Origin of the sequence: Dokdonia sp. Hel_I_53 (assembly GCF_007827465.1) — a bacterium.
Taxonomy (GTDB): Bacteria; Bacteroidota; Bacteroidia; order Flavobacteriales; family Flavobacteriaceae; genus Dokdonia.
Map to the genome: position 1 here is coordinate 809,657 of NZ_VISL01000001.1, position 18,175 is coordinate 827,831.

Consider the following 18,175-nt stretch of genomic DNA (forward strand, 5'->3'; position numbering starts at 1 on the left):
TTAATTATAAATTTAGATGCTCCAGAGCATTACAAATATACGAGCAGTTAAGAGTGTTTTATCTAAAAAGTGAGTAATTTGCTATTTTAAAATTTCACATTCAAATGACCCCAATTTCTGCAGCTTCTTACGATATTGTTTTTAATAATTCTGGGTATACGGCACTTAACAAATTTCTTAAATCGAGTGCTTATAGCGGTATTTATATAATTGTAGACACAAACACGCATGAACATTGCCTAGCTTCTTTTTTAGGCAATTTAGATACAGACTTACCTATTGAAGTAATTGAAATCACTCCGGGTGAAATTCATAAAAATATCGAAACTTGTACAGGCGTATGGCATAGCCTGGCAGATCTTAATGCAGATCGTAAGGCAGTCGTTATAAATGTGGGAGGAGGTGTTGTGACAGACCTCGGTGGATTTGTCGCAAGCACTTTCAAAAGAGGAATGGATTTTATAAACGTACCTACTTCTCTACTCGCCATGGTAGATGCAAGCGTGGGTGGTAAGACGGGTGTGGATTTAGGGACGCTCAAAAATTTGATTGGCATCATAAATAATCCTCAACTGGTACTTATAGATGGTGGTTTTCTATCCACTTTACCTAAAAATGAATTACGATCTGGCCTTGCAGAAATGTACAAACATGGTCTAGTTGTAAATAAACCATACTGGGATCAATTAAAAGACTTAAGTGGGTTATCCATAGATGATCTTAATAGACTAATCTATGAAAGTATTAGTATCAAAAATAAAATTGTCCTTCAAGATCCCACAGAGCAAAACATCCGAAAAACATTAAATTACGGCCACACTTTAGGCCATGCTATTGAGTCTTATTGTTTGGACAAAGATGATAAACGCACCTTATTACATGGTGAAGCCATTGCTATTGGGATGATACTGGAGAGTTATATTTCTATGAGAATTACTGGTCTGAACGAACAACATCTTACAGAAATTTGTGCTGTTTTTACAGAACTCTATGATCAGGTAATGTTCAACCAAAAAGATATAGGGCATATCATAGAGTATCTTAAATACGACAAGAAAAACACTAATGGCAATGTGAATTTTGTATTGCTAGAAACTATAGGTAAAGCTGTAATTGATCAAAAAGTATCAAATACAATTATCTATGAGGGGTTTGACTTTTATAAATCTCTAGCTTAATAAAGGATTCGAAGCCGTTGTCAAACAATCTACATGGTTATTTTAATATACTTTAAATACGCTTTCGCGAAAGCGTACCCGTAATAATATTATATGTAACGTTCGTCAATAATTGTACAATGATGACGCTCATGACCACAAATTATAAAACCTGCAGCTCTTGTGCTCATTGCGCTACCGCTAGCCGTTCCTGTATAAGTAAGCATATCTGTTTTTAAATTTTTAAATAGGGTAATAGTCCCATTTCTAGTTGCTTTATACTCATCAATGAGTGAGATAAGGCTACGCTCACTGGCATTACTATGCAACACATAATCATCTTGCTCAAAACCAGGTAAAGAAGTTCCATCTTTTCTAGAGAAACGCATTGCTCGGTATGCAAATACACGTTCTGTGTCAATGAGGTGTAGAATTACCTCTTTAGGAGTCCACTTCCCTTGTGCGTATCTGTAATTAAGTGTATCCTCTGGTAAATTTTCAAGAAAACTTACTGTGGCTTTCATACCTTCATCCAGTGATGTGATAAGCTCACTCTCTTCGGGTACCTGTTCTATATAGTTTTTATAATACGGATTATACTCTGAAGGTAATAACTCTTTGCGCCTCATATTTCTTTTGGATTAAATGTACAAAAAAAGCCCTTTTTCTTTGAAGAAAAAGGGCTTTGCCTATTTTGCTCTGTTGTTTTATAGTAAATCTTGAAATATAGAATGCATTAAACGCTTTTTATCGTTAATACTTTCCTCAAGAGATATCATTGTTTCTGTACGATATACTCCATCAATATCATCTAACAAGAAGATAACATTTTTTGCATGATTTGTATCTCTTGCACGTATTTTACAGAAAATATTAAATTTTCCAGTTGTAACATGAGCAACAGTTACAAAAGGTATTTCTGCAATACGCTCTAAGACAAAAGTTGTTTGTGATGTTTTGTTCAGAAAAACACCCACGTATGCTATGAAAGAATACCCTAATTTACCATAATCAAGTGTAAGAGAAGAACCTATAATAATACCAGCTTCTTCCATCTTCTTTACACGAACGTGTACCGTTCCTGCAGAGATCAAAAGCTTTTTTGCGATGTCTGTAAACGGTGTTCTTGTGTTCTCGATAAGCATATCAAGTATCTGGTGGTCAACCTCGTCTAATTTAAATTTTGCCATTATGGATGATTTTATTCAATATAATTCAAAATTAATGCTTTATGACTGATTATTCTGCAATAAAATATTTTAATTGACATTATTTATCAGTAAAAATTATAAATTCTAATTCTCAAACGTTTTCGTAGAGCAATTATATTTTAAATGACGTTAAGGTATTCATTTCTCTATAAGAAAACTTGCCCGTTCCTAAATCTTCTGCTAGAACGATAGGGTCAAATCTTATAGTATCTCCATCTTTTGTCTCTAAAAAATACATAGGCATCTGCCCCTCTTTGAGTTTAAGATGGACATCACAATAGCACTTACTATGCTTTGGTATCGCCTCATAATCCTCTACACTATAGTTGAACTCACCTATTGCCGCCTCTACTGCATAAATCAACGAGCAAAAAACATATTTACGAGTGTTCTCTCTAGCGTAATCATCTGGAAAATGACCCGCCTCAAATAAAACGGTAGGTACGCCAGCTTCTTGAAAAGTATCTCCGACGCAGTTTCTATTAAAACCATCATCATATAGTCCAATATGACCTGCAAGTTCATCTTGAAGAGATCTATATATATGAGTTATTAAATAAGAAGCTCGCTTTCGCGAAAGTGGATAATCTCGATCTGCACTAGCCGAAGGTGCTAAAAAGGAAAGAATGGAAGGCTTGCCGGTGTCTTCAAAACCATAAATCGTACGTTGCCCGTGTAAATTAAAACAATAATCTGGCATAAAGGTATCAAAAATTGATCGTAACGTTTTTGACTCTGGCTGGCTTAATTTTTGGGCATCTCGATTGAGATCTACATCATTTGCATTCGTGCGAGTCCACAAAAAAGAGCCATCAGGATTGAGCATGGGAAGAACTAAAAAGGTGCATCTTTCTAACAATTCTGACACCTCCATTTGATATGTTTTTGATTGCAAAAAATTAAAAAAATCTAACAGAGATTTTGTGGTTGTTGATTCATTTCCGTGCATCTGTGACCAAAGTAAAATCTTTAATTTTCCAGTACCAATTCTTACAGAAAAAATAGGACGATTTTGAACAGAAATACCAGCTGTCTTTACCTCAAAATCATCAGGTAATTTATATAGAAATTCCTCTAAATATTGAGGCGATATGAATCGACCAGAGATTGTATTTTCTTTACATTTTGAAAATACTTCAAGAAGCATAGATATTTTCATAAATACTTTTTTAGTAACAAAGATAGCGTATTCAAAAAATAGTATATCAAAGTAAATTTTACAGATGTAAACATTAAAAGTAACTCAGAATCTATCACAAATGAAAACGAATAAGTGTAAATTAACTAAAAATCATAAAATATATAATTAAATAATTAATTTTCAGTTTTTTAAGTAATTTTAAGTACACCAATTGTTTAATTCCATTCTTATATTTTTTTATTAATAAATCAATTCCTTCATGAATGTTTACATTTGTAATGTATCTTTGATGTATACAAATGGAAACACTGCTAAATCATAAAAAATTTGCTAGAAGATTACAGAAGGTAATGAACGATCATCAGCTTTCTGCAGCTGCCTTTGCTGAAAAATTAGAGGTAGGCCGTGCTACTATTTCACATTTAATGTCTGGAAGAAACAAGCCTAGTCTCGACTTTGTAATGAAGGTGACTTCTACGTTTGAAACCGTCGATTTAGACTGGCTTATTTATGGAGAAATTAATCCTAAAAAAAAGCCCCACTCTACTCCACAAACTGATGAAAAACTTTACGAAAATCACCTTAAAAATGAGGTTTCAAAAAACGAGGAAAACTTCAAAAACATTTCAACAAATTCATCAAAAGTTAAGCGTGTAATTTTACTTATGAGTGATGGAACTTTTGAAAGCTATGACGTCTAATTTAAATTCATGTTTGTAATGCAAAACAACCTCTAGATGTCTATAGCTATAATCAATTTTGACATGTATTTTTGTATTATATGAAAACTTGTTCAAGTATCTTTTTTGTTTTTTTACTAAGCATCCAGAGTTGTACTACTCCAGAACGCAATTGCAGAGATTTTAAAACTGGCACATTTACGTTTGAGACTTTACTCGAAGGCCAGCTGGTTGCGACTACTTTTACTCGTAACGACACACTTGAAATAGATTATTTTAATAACAAAGCAGACTCTTCTTCTATACGATGGATTAATGACTGTGAATACATTGTAAAAAAACTTAATCCCAAAAGTCGCTCTGAAGAAAAAGCTATTCATATGAAAATTATCGCTACCGATGGAGATTTTTATACCTTTGAGTATTCCCTCGTAGGAAAAACTATAAAACAACGCGGTACCGCAAAAAAAACTAACGACTAATGTTTGATATTCTTACTTCTGCAGATGCTTGGGTAGCATTGCTTACACTTACTTTTCTTGAAATCATTTTAGGTATAGATAATATAATATTTATATCTATAGCCTCAGAGAAATTACCTTTAGCGCAACGCAAAAAGGCAACAAACATTGGACTCATTCTTGCGATGGCAATGCGTGTAGCGCTACTTTTTGGAATTTCTTGGTTAGTAGCACTTAGTGCTCCTTTCTGGCATATTAATGCAAGCTGGATAACAGCAGGAATAAGTTGGCAAGCAGTTATTTTATTTGCAGGAGGAATCTTTTTGATTTGGAAATCTGTACACGAAATACACGAAAAAGTAGATGAAACTGGTCTTGAAGAAGAAGAAATTTCTAAAAAAAGTTCGTCTACCCTATCCAAAGCTATTGTACAGATCGCTATTATAAATCTCGTTTTCTCTTTTGATTCTATTCTTACTGCGGTTGGAATGACAAACGGGATTTCTGATAACCCAACAGATGCACTTATCCTAATGATCATTGCAGTAGTTGTCTCTGTAGCTATTATGATGGCTTTTGCTAATCCAGTGGGTAATTTTATAGCAAAACATCCATCACTTCAAATTCTAGGACTATCATTTTTAATACTTATTGGATTTATGCTTATTGCAGAGGGTGCTCACTTATCACATCTAGAAATCTTAGGAAGTACCGTAGGAGCGATTCCTAAAGGGTATTTATATTTCACTATTGCTTTCTCTCTTTTAGTGGAGTTCATCAACTTTAAGTACAGATCATTAAAATCTAAAGACTCTGGCGCGCAAATTCAAATGAAGAAGAATGTAAGTAAATTAGAAAAATAAGCGTTTATTTAAAATATCAGTTATTAAAAAAGGGTGGAAAAATTTCACCCTTTTTTAATTTAATGTTACACACACTCTTAGAAAAAAATTAAAAATCCTCATCTTCCATTAATTTTTGGATTTTACGTTTTTCCCATTTTTTATCAAATATAGGGTTCCAACCGAAGGTTTCAGAAGCATGACCAACCACTCCCCAACCCCAACCTAGTATAGGGAAAACAGCCCAAGGAAAGCTAGTAGATCTTGCATTCAAATAAATAAAAACAGGAACCATTATGCAATAAATTGTAAAGTGGATATAAAAGCCCTTGAGATCCTCTACTTTCTTTTTTGCGCGTTGATAACGCTTATCCTCAAGAAACGCTGTTTGTTTTGGTGCAAAAGAAATTTGTTCTGGCTCCATAAGCATTGGAACACCTACTGAAAAATAGCCGCCAGTGTCTTCTACACGAATGTCATGGTTAGATAGCAAATTATACCGTTGTCTAATATTGAGCAAACCTACTCCACTACTCTTTTTGATTACTTGTTTCTTTTGAATATTATTTTTAATGTAAAGCCTGTTACCTTCTTCATAAATCTTAATAAAAAGCTTTTTAGAAGGGGTAACCTGATTGTGCTTTACTGCATTTTCTAACAATAATTGTAGTGATAAAGGCACCACTTTGTAAATGGGGTTAGAAGAGGCTTCAGGAATATCTACAACAATGCTATCTTCAAAACGCATCTTTAATAAGTTCATATAAGTACGAGCAAACGATAGTTCTTCATCTAGAGGAACGAGCTCTTTATTTTTTTGTTCCAAAACATAGCGGTATACTTTAGAAAGGGAGGTAGTAAATTTTTGTGCCTGCTTAGGATTCTCTTCTATAAGACTAGCGAGTACGTTAAGGCTATTAAACAGAAAGTGAGGATCTAACTGATTCTTCAAAGCATCAAACTTTGCAGAGGCTGCTCCAGCTATTATCTTAGATTGCTTTACCTTGCTTTCTTGTTTATTTTTCCAGTGATATACCCCATAAAATGCAGCTGTTGCAATGGCTGTTATTATAAATGGAAATACATAATCCCTAGTCCCTTCACTGGCCATGAATTGATCTAATGAAACGTTGTAGTACCCAGTAATAAGTAATAGTCTTAATAGGAATACCGTAATTAAAGTAATTATTATGTGTGCTACAATTACGTATAATAAAATCTTAAAGTTCCACAGAATGCCTTTGTACCGTTTTCTAAAATTTATTGTAACCATAGCGTTGACAGCATACAGCCCAACAGAAAATACTTGATTTTGCCAAAAAAATGTACTCACCGTGTCTCCATACCATGGATCACCAAGGACATACAAGATAATACTATGAACAATAAAAATTGTTAAGCCAATAATGTTTGCCTTTGAAAATTCCCTTAAGTAATACTTCATTTTTAATTATTTACAAGCCTCAGCGCTTTTTAAAACTCTTTTAATATCTCCTTTAGGGTGAAATTCTGAAGCTGGTTTAAAGGTAGGAAAAAGACTTATAGCTCTTTGTAATTCATTGCAGTAAGGCGTTACAGCTTTACCAAAATATCTAGCAGTTCCCATATCCCATTCGGCTTTTGAAGCAATAAATATAGGATTATCTGGTTCAATTTTTACAATACGCTCATAGAGTGCTCCTATCTTTGCTGCATATTTCATTCCATACTTCATCCCGTCATGAGCGACCCATACCGTGTATAACTGAGCTTGGAGAAAATCTGCATACGGAGAGGACTGTTCCATACTGCGCATCCTATTTAAAAAGTCTTGCGATTTGTCTAGATTTAATTTCAACTCTGACTCGTTTCTATTTTCAAAGTCTTTCCAATTTTTAAGGATGGCTATTTGTGCTATATAGTAAACTGGAAGCCAGTTATCCTTTTCTACAGTTGCAATACGCTCAAACATATTAGAAGCTTCATCTAGCTTATCATCCTCCCATAGTGAAAAAGCCTTTTGCATACCTTTTTCATAGTTGGTTTGCGCACTCATTGTGACAGCAAAAAATAGCAATACATATAAAACAAATTTCATAAGAAGTTTTTTAAGGTTAGTCTCAGTGTAAAAATGAAAAGATATACGCTTTCGCGAAAGCGGAATAGACCCAACTGTCACATTACGCTACTGAATTGTTCTCTTTTAAACTACCGCTATGTAAAGCACGTATGAAGCAAACCCTGAATGGCTCGAAAACGATTACGTAATTTGATCATTATGACTTCTTATTACGATTAAGAAAATCCTATCTTTGCGGCTTCTTAAAAACAGCCCTATGAAGCGCATTTTTGACAATTTTACCTCAAATCCTAAGAACGATATCACTGCGGGTATCACAGTTTCTTTAGCTATGATACCAGAGGTAGTAGCTTTTGCTTTTGTTGCTCAAATAAGCCCCATTGTAGCTTTATTTGGTGCATTTGTAATAGGAATCATTTCAGCACTTTTTGGAGGAAGACCAGGATTGATTTCTGGAGCTGCAGGAGCGGTTGCTGTTATCTTTGTAAATATGATACAAGTGGGACACGCAAAGGGATTGCTGTTTGATCAACCCGTTGAAAATATGGGATATTTCTACTTACTGGCAGCAGTCGTACTCATGGGGATCATTCAAGTCTTTGCTGGATTATTTAAGTTAGGAAAATTTGTGCGCTTGATTCCACACCCCGTAATGATGGGATTTGTAAATGGTCTAGCGATTGTGATATTTCTTGCGCAACTAGGAATGTTTAAAGAAAATAAGAAAGATGCCTTTGATCAAAACATGCGTAATACCGAGTCTCAAGAAATGGTATATAGCGTATCTAATAACGAAGTAAGAGATATTGTTTCTAACACTGTTTTATTTGTTATTGAAGGGAACTCCATAATTAATAAAGCTACTAATAAAGAAGCTTTTTTAGTATCTGATGGACAAGTGTTTGATATACATACAAAAAAAGTTGTGTTTAACGCTTCAGAAAATGGTTTCTACTCTGTATCTGATAGTGGTGTTGTAAAGTCATGGATGAAAGGAAAAACCTTATACACAATGATTGCCTTGGTCTTATTAACAATGCTTATGGTTTGGGGCTTACCAAAACTGACCACAAAAATACCAGCTGCCTTGACAGCTATTTTAATAGTAACTTTAATTTCAGTTTTCGGAGGTGTAGAATCTATTAATGTTGGTGAGTTTATAAGAGATGGTGGAGGTGCTGGGTTAAATGGTATTGCCGAGATTTCTAGCAAACTTAATGTATTAGAATTATGGGGAAATCTTCCTTTTAACTTAGACACTTTGAAGTTTATCGCTCCGTATGCATTTTTAGCGGCTTCTGTTGGACTTATAGAAACATTGATGACTATGAATCTCGTAGATGAAATGACAGAGACGAGAGGTAGCGGAAATAAAGAATGTGTTGCTCAAGGAGCGGGTAATATAGTAAGTGGCATTTTTGGAGGAACTGGAGGTTGCGGGATGATAGGTCAAACGGTAATTAATATAAATGCTGGAGGAAGAGGAAGATTATCAGGAGTAGTAATGGCGGTAACTTTACTTACTTTTATTTTATTTGCAGATGAGTTTATTGAGCAAGTACCCATTGCTGCATTAGTAGGCGTTATGTTTATGATGGTCATAGAAACTTTTGCTTGGTCGAGTTTTAGAATCATTAAAAAAATACCAAGACTAGATGCTTTTGTATTAATCATTGTTTCTGCAGTAACGGTATTTTTTGATTTAGCAATAGCTGTCTTTGTAGGAGTTATTATCTCTGCATTATCATTTGCTTGGAGTAGTGCAAAGAAAATTAGAGCTAGAAAGAAAATGAAACCTGATGGCACGAAGGTGTATGAAATATGGGGTCCACTATTCTTTGGAAGCATTCAGAGTTTTAACTCAAAATTTGATGTAAACGGAGATCCTGAAAATGTTGAAATTGATTTTATAGAAGCCAAAGTTGCAGATCATTCTGCACTGGAAGCCATTTTTGTATTACTAGAAAAATACGAGGCTGCAGGCAAAAATTTAGTATTAAAACATTTAAGTACCGAATGTAAGGACTTAATGCGCAAGGCTTCCCCTAAATTTGACAAAGTGATTGAAGAAAGTGTTGATGACCCTCGTTACCACGTATTATCTGGTGTTTTTGATACAAAAATCTAGAAAACAGTTCTATTCAATAAAGCCTATTCCCGCAGTAGCATTAGACTGCGGATCTATTAATATAAAAGAACCTGTGCTTTTATGACTCGCAAAACTATCTTTTAAAAATGGTTTACTAAGCTGTACATCAATTTTTCCGACTTCATTAAGTGTTAACTCTTGACAAGCTTCCTCACCAGAAAAGTCTGTATGTAATCGAGAATGAATATGCCTAACCTTTGCAAGTATTTGAGATGTACCCTGCTGGACTTTATAGTTTGCTCCTACCTTTAACGGTAAGGTATCCATCCAGCAAACACTCGCTGTGAGTTGTTTTGTCAATTCTGGAGCGTGATCTGCAAGTACCAAAACATCACCCCTACTCACATTAATATCATCCTCTAGTGTGATTGTACACGAGGTCCCAGCTGTAACTATTTTATAAGATGTTTTATAAAACTGTATTTCTTTTATCTTAGAGCAGTTTCCAGAGGGTAGTACCATTACCTGATCCCCTACCTTCAAGTCACCACCCATAGTTTTGCCTGCATAACCTCTAAAGTCATGATATTCATCTTGCTTAGGTCTAATTATAGTTTGTACCGAAAAGCGGGCTCCCTTCATCTCTTTATCAGAAGGTGTAAGCGCTTCAAGATGATCTAAAATAGAAAGCCCTTTGAACCAAGGCATTTCTTCTGACTTTTTTACCACGTTTGCTCCATTGAGCGCACTTATAGGGATAAAGGTAATTTTTTGCGCTTTGAAACTTTGTTTAGCAGCAATTTTTTTAAATTCTCCAATAATAGTAGAGAAAATCTCTTCGCTATAATCAACAAGATCCATTTTATTAACCGCAACCACAATCTCCTTAACTCTAAGCAAATCATTAATAAAAAAATGACGGTAGGTTTGTTCTACGACTCCTTTTCTAGCATCTACAAGAATAATTGCCGCTTGAGACGTAGAAGCCCCAGTTACCATATTACGTGTATATTCTACGTGTCCTGGGGTATCTGCAATAATGTAACTTTTCTTTGCTGTAGAAAAATAAATATGTGCAACATCTATAGTGATCCCTTGCTCCCGCTCTGCTACAAGACCATCAGTAGCTAATGAAAAATCTATATAATCAAATCCATTTGCTTTGCTTTTTTCCTCTATAGCTTCAAGTTTATCAGTGGTTAATGATTTTGTATCATAAAGCAGTCGCCCTATCAAGGTGCTTTTCCCATCATCTACACTTCCAGCGGTGGCTATTTTTAGTACTTCCATAATTATTTGTGGTGCTATTAAAGCTCTTTTTTTGTTTTAAATACAGTGTCAGAACCGTAATAGGTTTCAATTTTTTTCTTTTACGCTTTCGCGAAAGCGGTTTTAAAAATAACCCTGTTGCTTTCTTTTCTCCATGGCTGCTTCAGAGCGTTTATCATCAATACGCGCACCTCGTTCTGAAATAGTAGAAGAACGGATCTCCCCCACTACCTTTTCTAGGGTATCTGCATCCGACAATATTGCCGCAGTACACGACATATCGCCTACTGTACGGAATCGTACAGTGCGCTCTACGACTTCTTCGTCTTTTGCACGATACACCACATCATCTTGGGCTGACCATAACATGCCGTCTCTAAAAAATGTAGGACGTTTATGAGCAAAATAAATACTTGGGATTTTTATATTTTCTTGATGAATGTAACTCCAAACATCAAGCTCTGTCCAGTTACTTATGGGGAAGACACGTACATTCTGACCGTGATCAATATTGCCATTTAAAAAATCAAATAGTTCTGGTCGCTGATTTTTTTCATCCCACTGACCAAAATCATCCCTTACAGAAAAAATACGTTCTTTTGCTCTAGCCTTTTCTTCATCGCGTCGCGCTCCACCAATAGCAGCGTCAAATTTAAATTCATCTAAAGCATCTAAAAGCGTAATAGTTTGCAACCTGTTTCTACTAGCATATTTTCCAGTCTCTTCGATCACTTTACCAGCATCTATACTATCTTGCACGTTACGCACAATAAGTGTCAAACCTAAGTCTTCTACCAATTGATCTCTAAAGGCGATCGTCTCTGGAAAATTATGTCCTGTATCTATATGAAGTAACGGAAATGGAATTTTTGATGGAAAAAATGCCTTTTGTGCCAGTCTCACTAGAGTGATACTATCTTTTCCCCCTGAGAATAGTAGCACTGGACGCTCAAACTGAGCTATTACCTCTCTAAAAATATAAACAGCTTCGCTTTCTAGTGGATTTATTGCAAGACTTTCTCCTACGCTATGAATGTCACGTTTTACTGTTGATTGCATGTGTATTAATTATATGTGAATGCCACATTCTCTGTGGGCTAGAACTTTTGTAGGGTCATAATAATCAAACTCATTAGGGAGTTTGTTTTTCTCTAAGTAGACATCTAGCTCTTTATCTGTATAGTGATAGAATGGACTTACTTTGAGAATTCCATCCTTACCTAAGCTGAAAATATCCAACGAATCCCTTAAGGCTGTTTGGCCTTTGCGTAAGTTAGTAAACCATACATCTGGCCTATGTACAGCCATAGCTCTTTTAAAAGGCTCAAGCTTCACTTGTTCTGTAAATAAAGCGTGTCTCTTATCGTTTATCTCTGGAATACCCATAATGGATGTTCTATATGCAGCTGTTTGAGCTGGAACATATAGTGATATGTTTAAGTTTAAACTATCTATGAGTTCTTGAGCATGACTATAAGTTGCCTCAGTATTATAACCAGAGTCACACCATATTGTACAAATATTCTCTTTAACAGAAGTACAGGCATGTAATATGGCAGCCTCATAGGGTCTAAAGTTTGTGGTTATTACAGGTCGCTCTGCAAGTTGCAGTGCAAAAGATATAATCTCTTGAGGAGATGATTCTCTATGTTGATCATTAAACCCATTTATATTATCCTTTGTATACATAATCATTTGTATTATTTCCCCCAATTAATTCTATTCCATACTCTTTCGTGAGCAAAGTATAAGATAAGTTTTGTTAGAAAGTCAACAGATGCAATAGAAGAAGCCAGTAACCATTCCCCTGTAAGAAAATAAGAAACTAGAAGGGTATCAATAGTTCCTATAAGCCGCCAGCTTAAAGCCTTAAAAATACTACGTAAAGGTCTTTCCGAAATACTATGTTGCGAATAAGACTTCTCGTGTTCTTTTGCTCTTAATCGAAATAATTGATCTAAAACCATTGCTTTTAATAATTAAATCTATTAACCTATAGGATTAGTAGATTATAATGCAAAAAACGGAAATTTATAATAGACTACCAAGATTTATGTTTGCTTTTAACGTCCATTTTTATAAACAGTATTCTAACAGAGATATATTCACTAAATCAGTTGAGGTAATTTACCAACTTAGTTAATCAGTTGTGCCCATAAAAAAAACCTTTCAACAAAAAGTTGAAAGGTTTGATAATTAATATAATCCTAGTCTTTTCTAATTAACTATTCATTGAAATAAGAAATTCTTCATTATTCTTTGTACTCTTGATACGATCGCTCATAAACTCCATGGCCTCTACAGGATTCATATCTGCTAAATACTTACGCAGTACCCATAATCTTTGTGTTGTATCCTTACTATGAAGAAGGTCATCACGACGTGTAGATGAAGAGGTAAGATCAATAGCTGGAAAAATACGACGGTTTGCGATATTACGATCTAATTGTAATTCCATATTTCCAGTACCCTTAAACTCTTCAAAAATCACTTCATCCATTTTAGAGCCTGTCTCTGTAAGGGCAGTTGCAATAATAGAAAGTGATCCTCCACCCTCAATGTTACGAGCTGCTCCAAAGAATCGCTTTGGTTTGTGCAAAGCGTTTGCATCTACCCCACCAGAAAGAATCTTTCCGGATGCTGGCTGCACCGTATTATAAGCTCTTGCGAGACGTGTTATTGAATCAAGAAGTATCACTACATCATGACCACACTCTACTAAGCGTTTTGCTTTTTCTAGTACAATGTTTGCAACTTTAACATGTTCATGCGCTTCTTTATCAAAAGTTGAAGCAACCACTTCACCTTTAACGTTACGTTGCATATCTGTAACCTCCTCTGGACGCTCATCTATGAGTAATACAATTTGATATACTTCAGGGTGGTTTGCTGCAATAGCATTTGCCACATCTTTAAGAAGCATTGTTTTTCCGGTTTTTGGCTGTGATACAATCATACCACGCTGCCCTTTCCCTATAGGCGCAAACATATCCATCACTCGAGTAGATATACTTGCTTGACGCTCTGCTAAATTAAATTTTTCTGTTGGAAAGAGAGGTGTAAGGTGTTCAAATGAAACACGATCACGAACAATATTAGGGTTAAGCCCATTTATCCTACTCACTTTTATAAGTGGGAAGTATTTTTCTCCCTCCTTTGGAGGACGTATTACACCTAATACAGTATCTCCGGTTTTAAGTCCAAAAAGACGTATTTGCGATTGAGAAACATAAATATCGTCTGGTGAAGCTAAATAATTATAATCTGAGCTACGTAAAAAACCGTAACCATCCTGCATAATATCTAATACTCCTTCACTTTCTATAATGCCTTCAAATTCATAATCTGGCTCGCGATAGCGATTACGACTATCTTTATTACCATTGTGACCACCTTTTTGATTGCGATTACGGTTGTTTGAATTTGAGTTATTATTGTCTTTACTTCGATTGTTGCCAGAGCGTGTATTGTCACGTGACGTGCGCTTATCGTTGTTAGACTGTCGCTTATCATTAGACTGCCTATTATCTTTACTGCTTCGATCCTCTTTATTACTACGGTCATCCTTTTGGTGACTGCGCTTTTGAGAAGCATCATCTCCTTTCCCTTTAGCAGGCTGTCGTTTTACCGCTTTCGTATCTGATTTGCTTTCATTTGAAACTGAAGAATCATCTGAAGCTTCTTTTTTTGAAGGTTTGGAAGTACGCGGAGCACGTGGCTTACGTTCTGTTTTTGTTGCCTCTTTAGGAGAAGATTCTGTTGCCTTTGGGGCTACAGCCTCTACTTTTGTAGGATCTGCAGCTTGCAAATCTAAAATCTTATAAACGAGGTCTAATTTTTTTAACGTTCTATATTTTGGAACGTTAATGCCTTTTGCAATTTCTTGAAGTTCAGGAAGCTTCTTTGCTTTTAATTCTGTAATGTCGAACATCTAGTAACTAGAGTGAATTAATAATTGAATGAATTGAGAATTGCCAAAAGAAGAATTTGACAAAATTATTTTGGTAAGCAAATAACGCGCGGAGAGCTCATTACATATTTACGAGGCAATGATACAATTTTATTTTTAAACTTTTCTTAGCAATATCACAAAATGAAACTTATTTTTGTCTTTATATAAAAAAACATACTTTGATACAACGCATTCAAACCATATATCTATTAGTAGCTTCACTAGTTTCTCTTGGCTTACCTTTTGCCTTTAGTCTGTATTCAGATATAAATGGTGATTCAGTATGGGCTACAGATAATGTATTGTATATAACTCTTTTTAGTATTAGTGCTGTACTATCATTTATTTCCATATTTTTATGGAATACTAGAAAAAATCAATTCGTCTTAGGACGCCTTAATATCTTATTGAACTTTGTTTTATTAGGTGTATTGATATATGACTCACAAATCTTATCTGGAGGAACGGCGGTTCTTGAGAAAGGTATTGGGATGCTCATTCCGCTTGTTTCTATCGTTTTACTAGTCTTAGCAAATAAGGCAATCAAGCGCGATGAAGATCTTGTAAAATCTGTGGATCGATTGCGATAGACCTATAACTCTTAGTTTTATTAGTGCGTAGAAAGCCTTTCATTTATGAAGGGCTTTTTTTGTGACTTCTACTTATAGCTAAAGAGTTTAAAATAGCATAATTCTAATATAAATATCCACAAGGTAGATGATAATTTTTTATCTTAAAATCTTATAAAACACTATGCTTATAATACTTATTTTAACATGCAAATAATTATATTATGACACCTAGTAATCAACTTGCAAAAGGACTTAGAGGAGTGGTTTTAGGTGGAAACCAAATAGCAAATACAAATTACAAAGAACAATTACAAAGTGTAGATATTAACAAAGCAACTAAAAAAATAGATGATTTAAATACGATATCTTTACTAGCTCAACACACTCATTACTACATAGAGGGTGTTAGAGATGCAATAGTAGAAGGCAATTTGGCTATTAGAGATAAATATAGCTTTAAGTTCTCACAGATACGTTCTCAAAAAGATTGGTTAGATTTTCTTAATAAATTTTGGAAGGATACAGAAGAATTGGCTCAACTCATTGATGCCATCCCAGAAACCAAACTTAGGGAACATTTTATAGCTGAGCGTTATGGAAGCTACACCCAAAACATAAGGACTATGATTGAGCACTGTTACTATCATTTAGGGCAGATTGTTCTCTTAAAAAAAATGATTGAATAAATTTTACCAAGTACTGTTTATGTCTTAAATATAAAAAAGCGTTTTCTTAATGAGTTTATCTCACAATTTTAAGCTTGAGTACTATAGCTACAAAACAATAAACCCTCGCATTATGCGAGGGTTTAAAGTAAAATTCTAAAAGAATTTATTTCTTGACTTCTGTTGCCTTGTTGAGTGATTGTGTCATCTCAATAGACAGAGCAGATCTTTCAAACTTCAATTTGCCAGACATCGTTTCTATAACGCATGATCCATTATCATGAAGCTCAAGAATTTTACCATGCAAACCACTTTTAGTGATAACACGATCTCCTTTCTTTAGATCCTTATCAAAATTCTTTTCTTGTTTTATTTTCTTACGTTGCGGTAATACAATAAAAAATACTATAAATACCGTAAACAATAAGAGTGGGCCTAAAATACCCTGCAGTCCTTCACCCATGCTAATTATTTAGTAGCTGCTGGAGCGTTTACAAAAGCTTTGATTTTTACAGTCTCTGTACCAGCCTCTGTGTTTGCTTTAATTGTAACTGTTTTTGTTACTTGGTTTGTTCCGCTACCATTATATTTTACTAGTAACTCTCCTTTTTCTCCTGGAGCTACTGGATTTTTTGAATACTCAGGAACTGTACAACCACAAGAACTCTTTGCATCTACAATTACTAATGGAGCTTTTCCAGTGTTAGTAAAAGTGAATTTATGCTCTACTGTAGTTCCTTTATCAATGTTTCCAAAATCAAATTCTGTTTCATCAAAAGAAATTACAGGATACGTAGTTGCTTGAGCATCACGTGCAGCAGCAACCTCTACATTTTCTTCTTTTACTTTACTAGCAGCATCTTCTTTACAAGAAGTAAATAACATAGCTGAAAGTACTCCTAATACTAATAAACCTTTTTTCATTGTTCTTTTATTTTATTAAACGATCGTCAAAAGTAATAAAATCTTAACTATTTCAAACCTCTACCCTCTTTCTTTAACTTATTTTCTACTTCATATTGTTTTACGAGCTTGTCTAATATACCGTTAATAAAGATACTACTCTTAGGCGTAGAATATTCTTTTGCTATTTCTAAATACTCATTGATCGTTACTTTTACAGGTATCGTAGAGAATTTTAAGAACTCACATAGCGCCATTTTGATAAGTACCATATCAACATCTGCAATTCGTTCATTATCCCAATTAGGAGTATTTGCTTCTATTTCTTTAGATAAGAAATCATTAAAAGCGACAGTTTTCTCTAGTAACTCAGTACCAAACGATTGGTCATCTTCGTTTTTGAAAAGCTCTGGCAAAAGCATTGTCTCTGGAGAAGCTGGTTTTATTTTACCTAAACGTTTTAAAACAGCCATATTTATCATAGGAATATCATCCACCCAAGTAAGACGACTATCTTCTATGTAATCATATAACTTCTCGTTGGGAGCAATAACTTCTGTATAAGCATCAATTAAGAATTTTCTATCGTTCTTAAAATTAGTTTCTGTAGCTTCCATATAAGACGCATACAGATCACTATGAATAAGCTCATTATAAATTACTTGAACATACTCATCGTTAGTACGCCAGTTTTTTAATTTACGCTTACTCAATTCATCACGTAAACTTGAATTTTCAGAGATTTTAACTAATACTTCGTTATTAATAAATCGTGTATTAGGATTTTTTTCTTCTTCAGTCGCAAGAATTTTCTTTGAAATCTTCACTTGCTCTTCTTTCGCGAAAGCGTGTACCTCCACCATCAAGTCAAACATTAAGAGGTATAAATTATACATCTGGTTCATACTTTCAACAGTAAATGCATCCTCCTTTTGTAGATCAAATTGCTCTTTGCTTTGCAGAGCGTAAATGGTTTGCATTACCTTGACACGAATATGGCGTCTGTTTAACATAGCGACAAAGAACTTTTAGTGTGGTTTGTAAAAATGAAAATCACTCTTTTTAAATCGGTGCAAAAATACAGCATTTTAAAAAGTTTTAAGCCATTTTATAAATTATGTTCATAGATAATTCACTCGCATAGGTTTTAAAAAAGTGCGACCTTAGCAAATTC

At 34.6% G+C, this 18,175-nt stretch carries 20 protein-coding genes; 7 read left to right on the plus strand and 13 right to left on the minus strand.

The genetic code is table 11. The features are described 5' to 3' along the window. The first annotated feature begins 104 nt into the window (after positions 1 to 104). Positions 105 to 1,178, plus strand: coding sequence for a 3-dehydroquinate synthase (aroB, locus tag OD90_RS03515; protein ID WP_144666640.1), 1,074 nt, complete (start codon positions 105 to 107; stop codon positions 1,176 to 1,178). An 89-nt stretch (positions 1,179 to 1,267) separates the two neighbouring features. On the opposite strand, the gene OD90_RS03520 is transcribed toward aroB, so the two are convergent. The 3 genes from OD90_RS03520 to OD90_RS03530 form a co-directional block, all read right to left on the minus strand. Next, on the minus strand, positions 1,268 to 1,786 hold the full coding sequence (locus OD90_RS03520; RefSeq protein ID WP_144666643.1) for a DinB family protein: 519 nt from the start codon (positions 1,784 to 1,786) through the stop codon (positions 1,268 to 1,270). A 78-nt stretch (positions 1,787 to 1,864) separates the two neighbouring features. Continuing rightward, positions 1,865 to 2,347 carry an Lrp/AsnC family transcriptional regulator gene (locus OD90_RS03525; protein ID WP_144666646.1) on the minus strand — a complete coding sequence of 161 codons (483 nt, stop codon included), beginning with the start codon at positions 2,345 to 2,347 and terminating at the stop codon, positions 1,865 to 1,867. A 133-nt stretch (positions 2,348 to 2,480) separates the two neighbouring features. Continuing rightward, the gene (locus tag OD90_RS03530; protein ID WP_144666649.1) at positions 2,481 to 3,527 is read right to left on the minus strand and encodes a M14 family zinc carboxypeptidase; all 1,047 of its coding nucleotides are present in this window, start codon (positions 3,525 to 3,527) and stop codon (positions 2,481 to 2,483) included. 281 nt (positions 3,528 to 3,808) lie between these two features. Here OD90_RS03530 and OD90_RS03535 point away from each other — a divergent pair, with 281 nt between their 5' ends. The 3 genes from OD90_RS03535 (at position 3,809) to OD90_RS03545 (ending at position 5,513) form a co-directional block, all read left to right on the plus strand. Continuing rightward, positions 3,809 to 4,210 (plus strand): helix-turn-helix domain-containing protein, encoded by a 402-nt coding sequence (locus tag OD90_RS03535; protein WP_144666652.1) that lies wholly within the window; start codon positions 3,809 to 3,811, stop codon positions 4,208 to 4,210. Between the two features lie 80 nt (positions 4,211 to 4,290). After that, entirely contained in the window at positions 4,291 to 4,671 is a 381-nt protein-coding gene (locus OD90_RS03540; RefSeq protein ID WP_144666655.1) for a DNA topoisomerase IV, read from the plus strand. Next, the gene (locus OD90_RS03545) at positions 4,671 to 5,513 is read left to right on the plus strand and encodes a TerC family protein (protein WP_144666657.1); all 843 of its coding nucleotides are present in this window, start codon (positions 4,671 to 4,673) and stop codon (positions 5,511 to 5,513) included. Before OD90_RS03540 ends, OD90_RS03545 begins: the two co-directional genes overlap by 1 nt. 88 nt (positions 5,514 to 5,601) lie before the next feature. Here the strand turns inward: OD90_RS03545 and OD90_RS03550 are convergent, their stop codons facing one another. Continuing rightward, positions 5,602 to 6,936, minus strand: a complete 1,335-nt coding sequence (locus tag OD90_RS03550; RefSeq protein ID WP_144666660.1) for a histidine kinase — start codon at positions 6,934 to 6,936, stop codon at positions 5,602 to 5,604. Positions 6,937 to 6,942: 6 nt separating this feature from the next. Then, positions 6,943 to 7,569: a hypothetical protein gene (locus tag OD90_RS03555; RefSeq protein WP_144666664.1), complete on the minus strand. Its 627-nt coding sequence runs from the start codon at positions 7,567 to 7,569 to the stop codon at positions 6,943 to 6,945. A gap of 238 nt (positions 7,570 to 7,807) precedes the next feature. Between OD90_RS03555 and OD90_RS03560 the strand changes: the two genes are divergently transcribed. Continuing rightward, complete coding sequence (locus OD90_RS03560) at positions 7,808 to 9,679, plus strand: SulP family inorganic anion transporter (protein ID WP_144666667.1); 1,872 nt, start codon at positions 7,808 to 7,810, stop codon at positions 9,677 to 9,679. Positions 9,680 to 9,688: 9 nt separating this feature from the next. On the opposite strand, the gene OD90_RS03565 is transcribed toward OD90_RS03560, so the two are convergent. From OD90_RS03565 to rho, 5 genes are all read right to left on the minus strand, one after another. Continuing rightward, positions 9,689 to 10,930 (minus strand): sulfate adenylyltransferase subunit 1, encoded by a 1,242-nt coding sequence (locus OD90_RS03565; protein ID WP_144666670.1) that lies wholly within the window; start codon positions 10,928 to 10,930, stop codon positions 9,689 to 9,691. Between the two features lie 102 nt (positions 10,931 to 11,032). Next, positions 11,033 to 11,968, minus strand: a complete 936-nt coding sequence (gene cysD / locus OD90_RS03570) for a sulfate adenylyltransferase subunit CysD (protein WP_144666673.1) — start codon at positions 11,966 to 11,968, stop codon at positions 11,033 to 11,035. Positions 11,969 to 11,977: 9 nt separating this feature from the next. Continuing rightward, positions 11,978 to 12,604 (minus strand): phosphoadenosine phosphosulfate reductase family protein, encoded by a 627-nt coding sequence (locus tag OD90_RS03575; protein WP_144666676.1) that lies wholly within the window; start codon positions 12,602 to 12,604, stop codon positions 11,978 to 11,980. Between the two features lie 5 nt (positions 12,605 to 12,609). Further along, on the minus strand, positions 12,610 to 12,876 hold the full coding sequence (locus OD90_RS03580) for a DUF2061 domain-containing protein (RefSeq protein WP_144666679.1): 267 nt from the start codon (positions 12,874 to 12,876) through the stop codon (positions 12,610 to 12,612). A gap of 254 nt (positions 12,877 to 13,130) precedes the next feature. Next, a complete protein-coding gene (gene rho, locus OD90_RS03585) occupies positions 13,131 to 14,840 on the minus strand; it encodes a transcription termination factor Rho (protein ID WP_144666682.1) in 1,710 nt (569 codons plus the stop codon). A gap of 200 nt (positions 14,841 to 15,040) precedes the next feature. On the opposite strand from rho, the gene OD90_RS03590 reads away from it, so the two are divergent. Both OD90_RS03590 and OD90_RS03595 read left to right on the plus strand, forming a co-directional pair. Continuing rightward, a complete protein-coding gene (locus OD90_RS03590; RefSeq protein WP_144666684.1) occupies positions 15,041 to 15,451 on the plus strand; it encodes a DUF4293 domain-containing protein in 411 nt (136 codons plus the stop codon). A gap of 203 nt (positions 15,452 to 15,654) precedes the next feature. Beyond that, positions 15,655 to 16,119, plus strand: a complete 465-nt coding sequence (locus OD90_RS03595; RefSeq protein ID WP_144666687.1) for a DUF1572 family protein — start codon at positions 15,655 to 15,657, stop codon at positions 16,117 to 16,119. Between the two features lie 145 nt (positions 16,120 to 16,264). On the opposite strand, the gene yajC is transcribed toward OD90_RS03595, so the two are convergent. The 3 genes from yajC to OD90_RS03610 are packed head-to-tail and all read right to left on the minus strand — an operon-like array spanning position 16,265 to position 17,981. Next, positions 16,265 to 16,561, minus strand: a complete 297-nt coding sequence (gene yajC, locus OD90_RS03600; RefSeq protein WP_144666690.1) for a preprotein translocase subunit YajC — start codon at positions 16,559 to 16,561, stop codon at positions 16,265 to 16,267. A gap of 5 nt (positions 16,562 to 16,566) precedes the next feature. Further along, positions 16,567 to 17,022 carry a DUF1573 domain-containing protein gene (locus OD90_RS03605; RefSeq protein ID WP_144666693.1) on the minus strand — a complete coding sequence of 152 codons (456 nt, stop codon included), beginning with the start codon at positions 17,020 to 17,022 and terminating at the stop codon, positions 16,567 to 16,569. Positions 17,023 to 17,069: 47 nt separating this feature from the next. After that, entirely contained in the window at positions 17,070 to 17,981 is a 912-nt protein-coding gene (locus tag OD90_RS03610; protein ID WP_261374458.1) for a transcription antitermination protein NusB, read from the minus strand. Between the last annotated feature and the right edge of the window lie 194 nt (positions 17,982 to 18,175).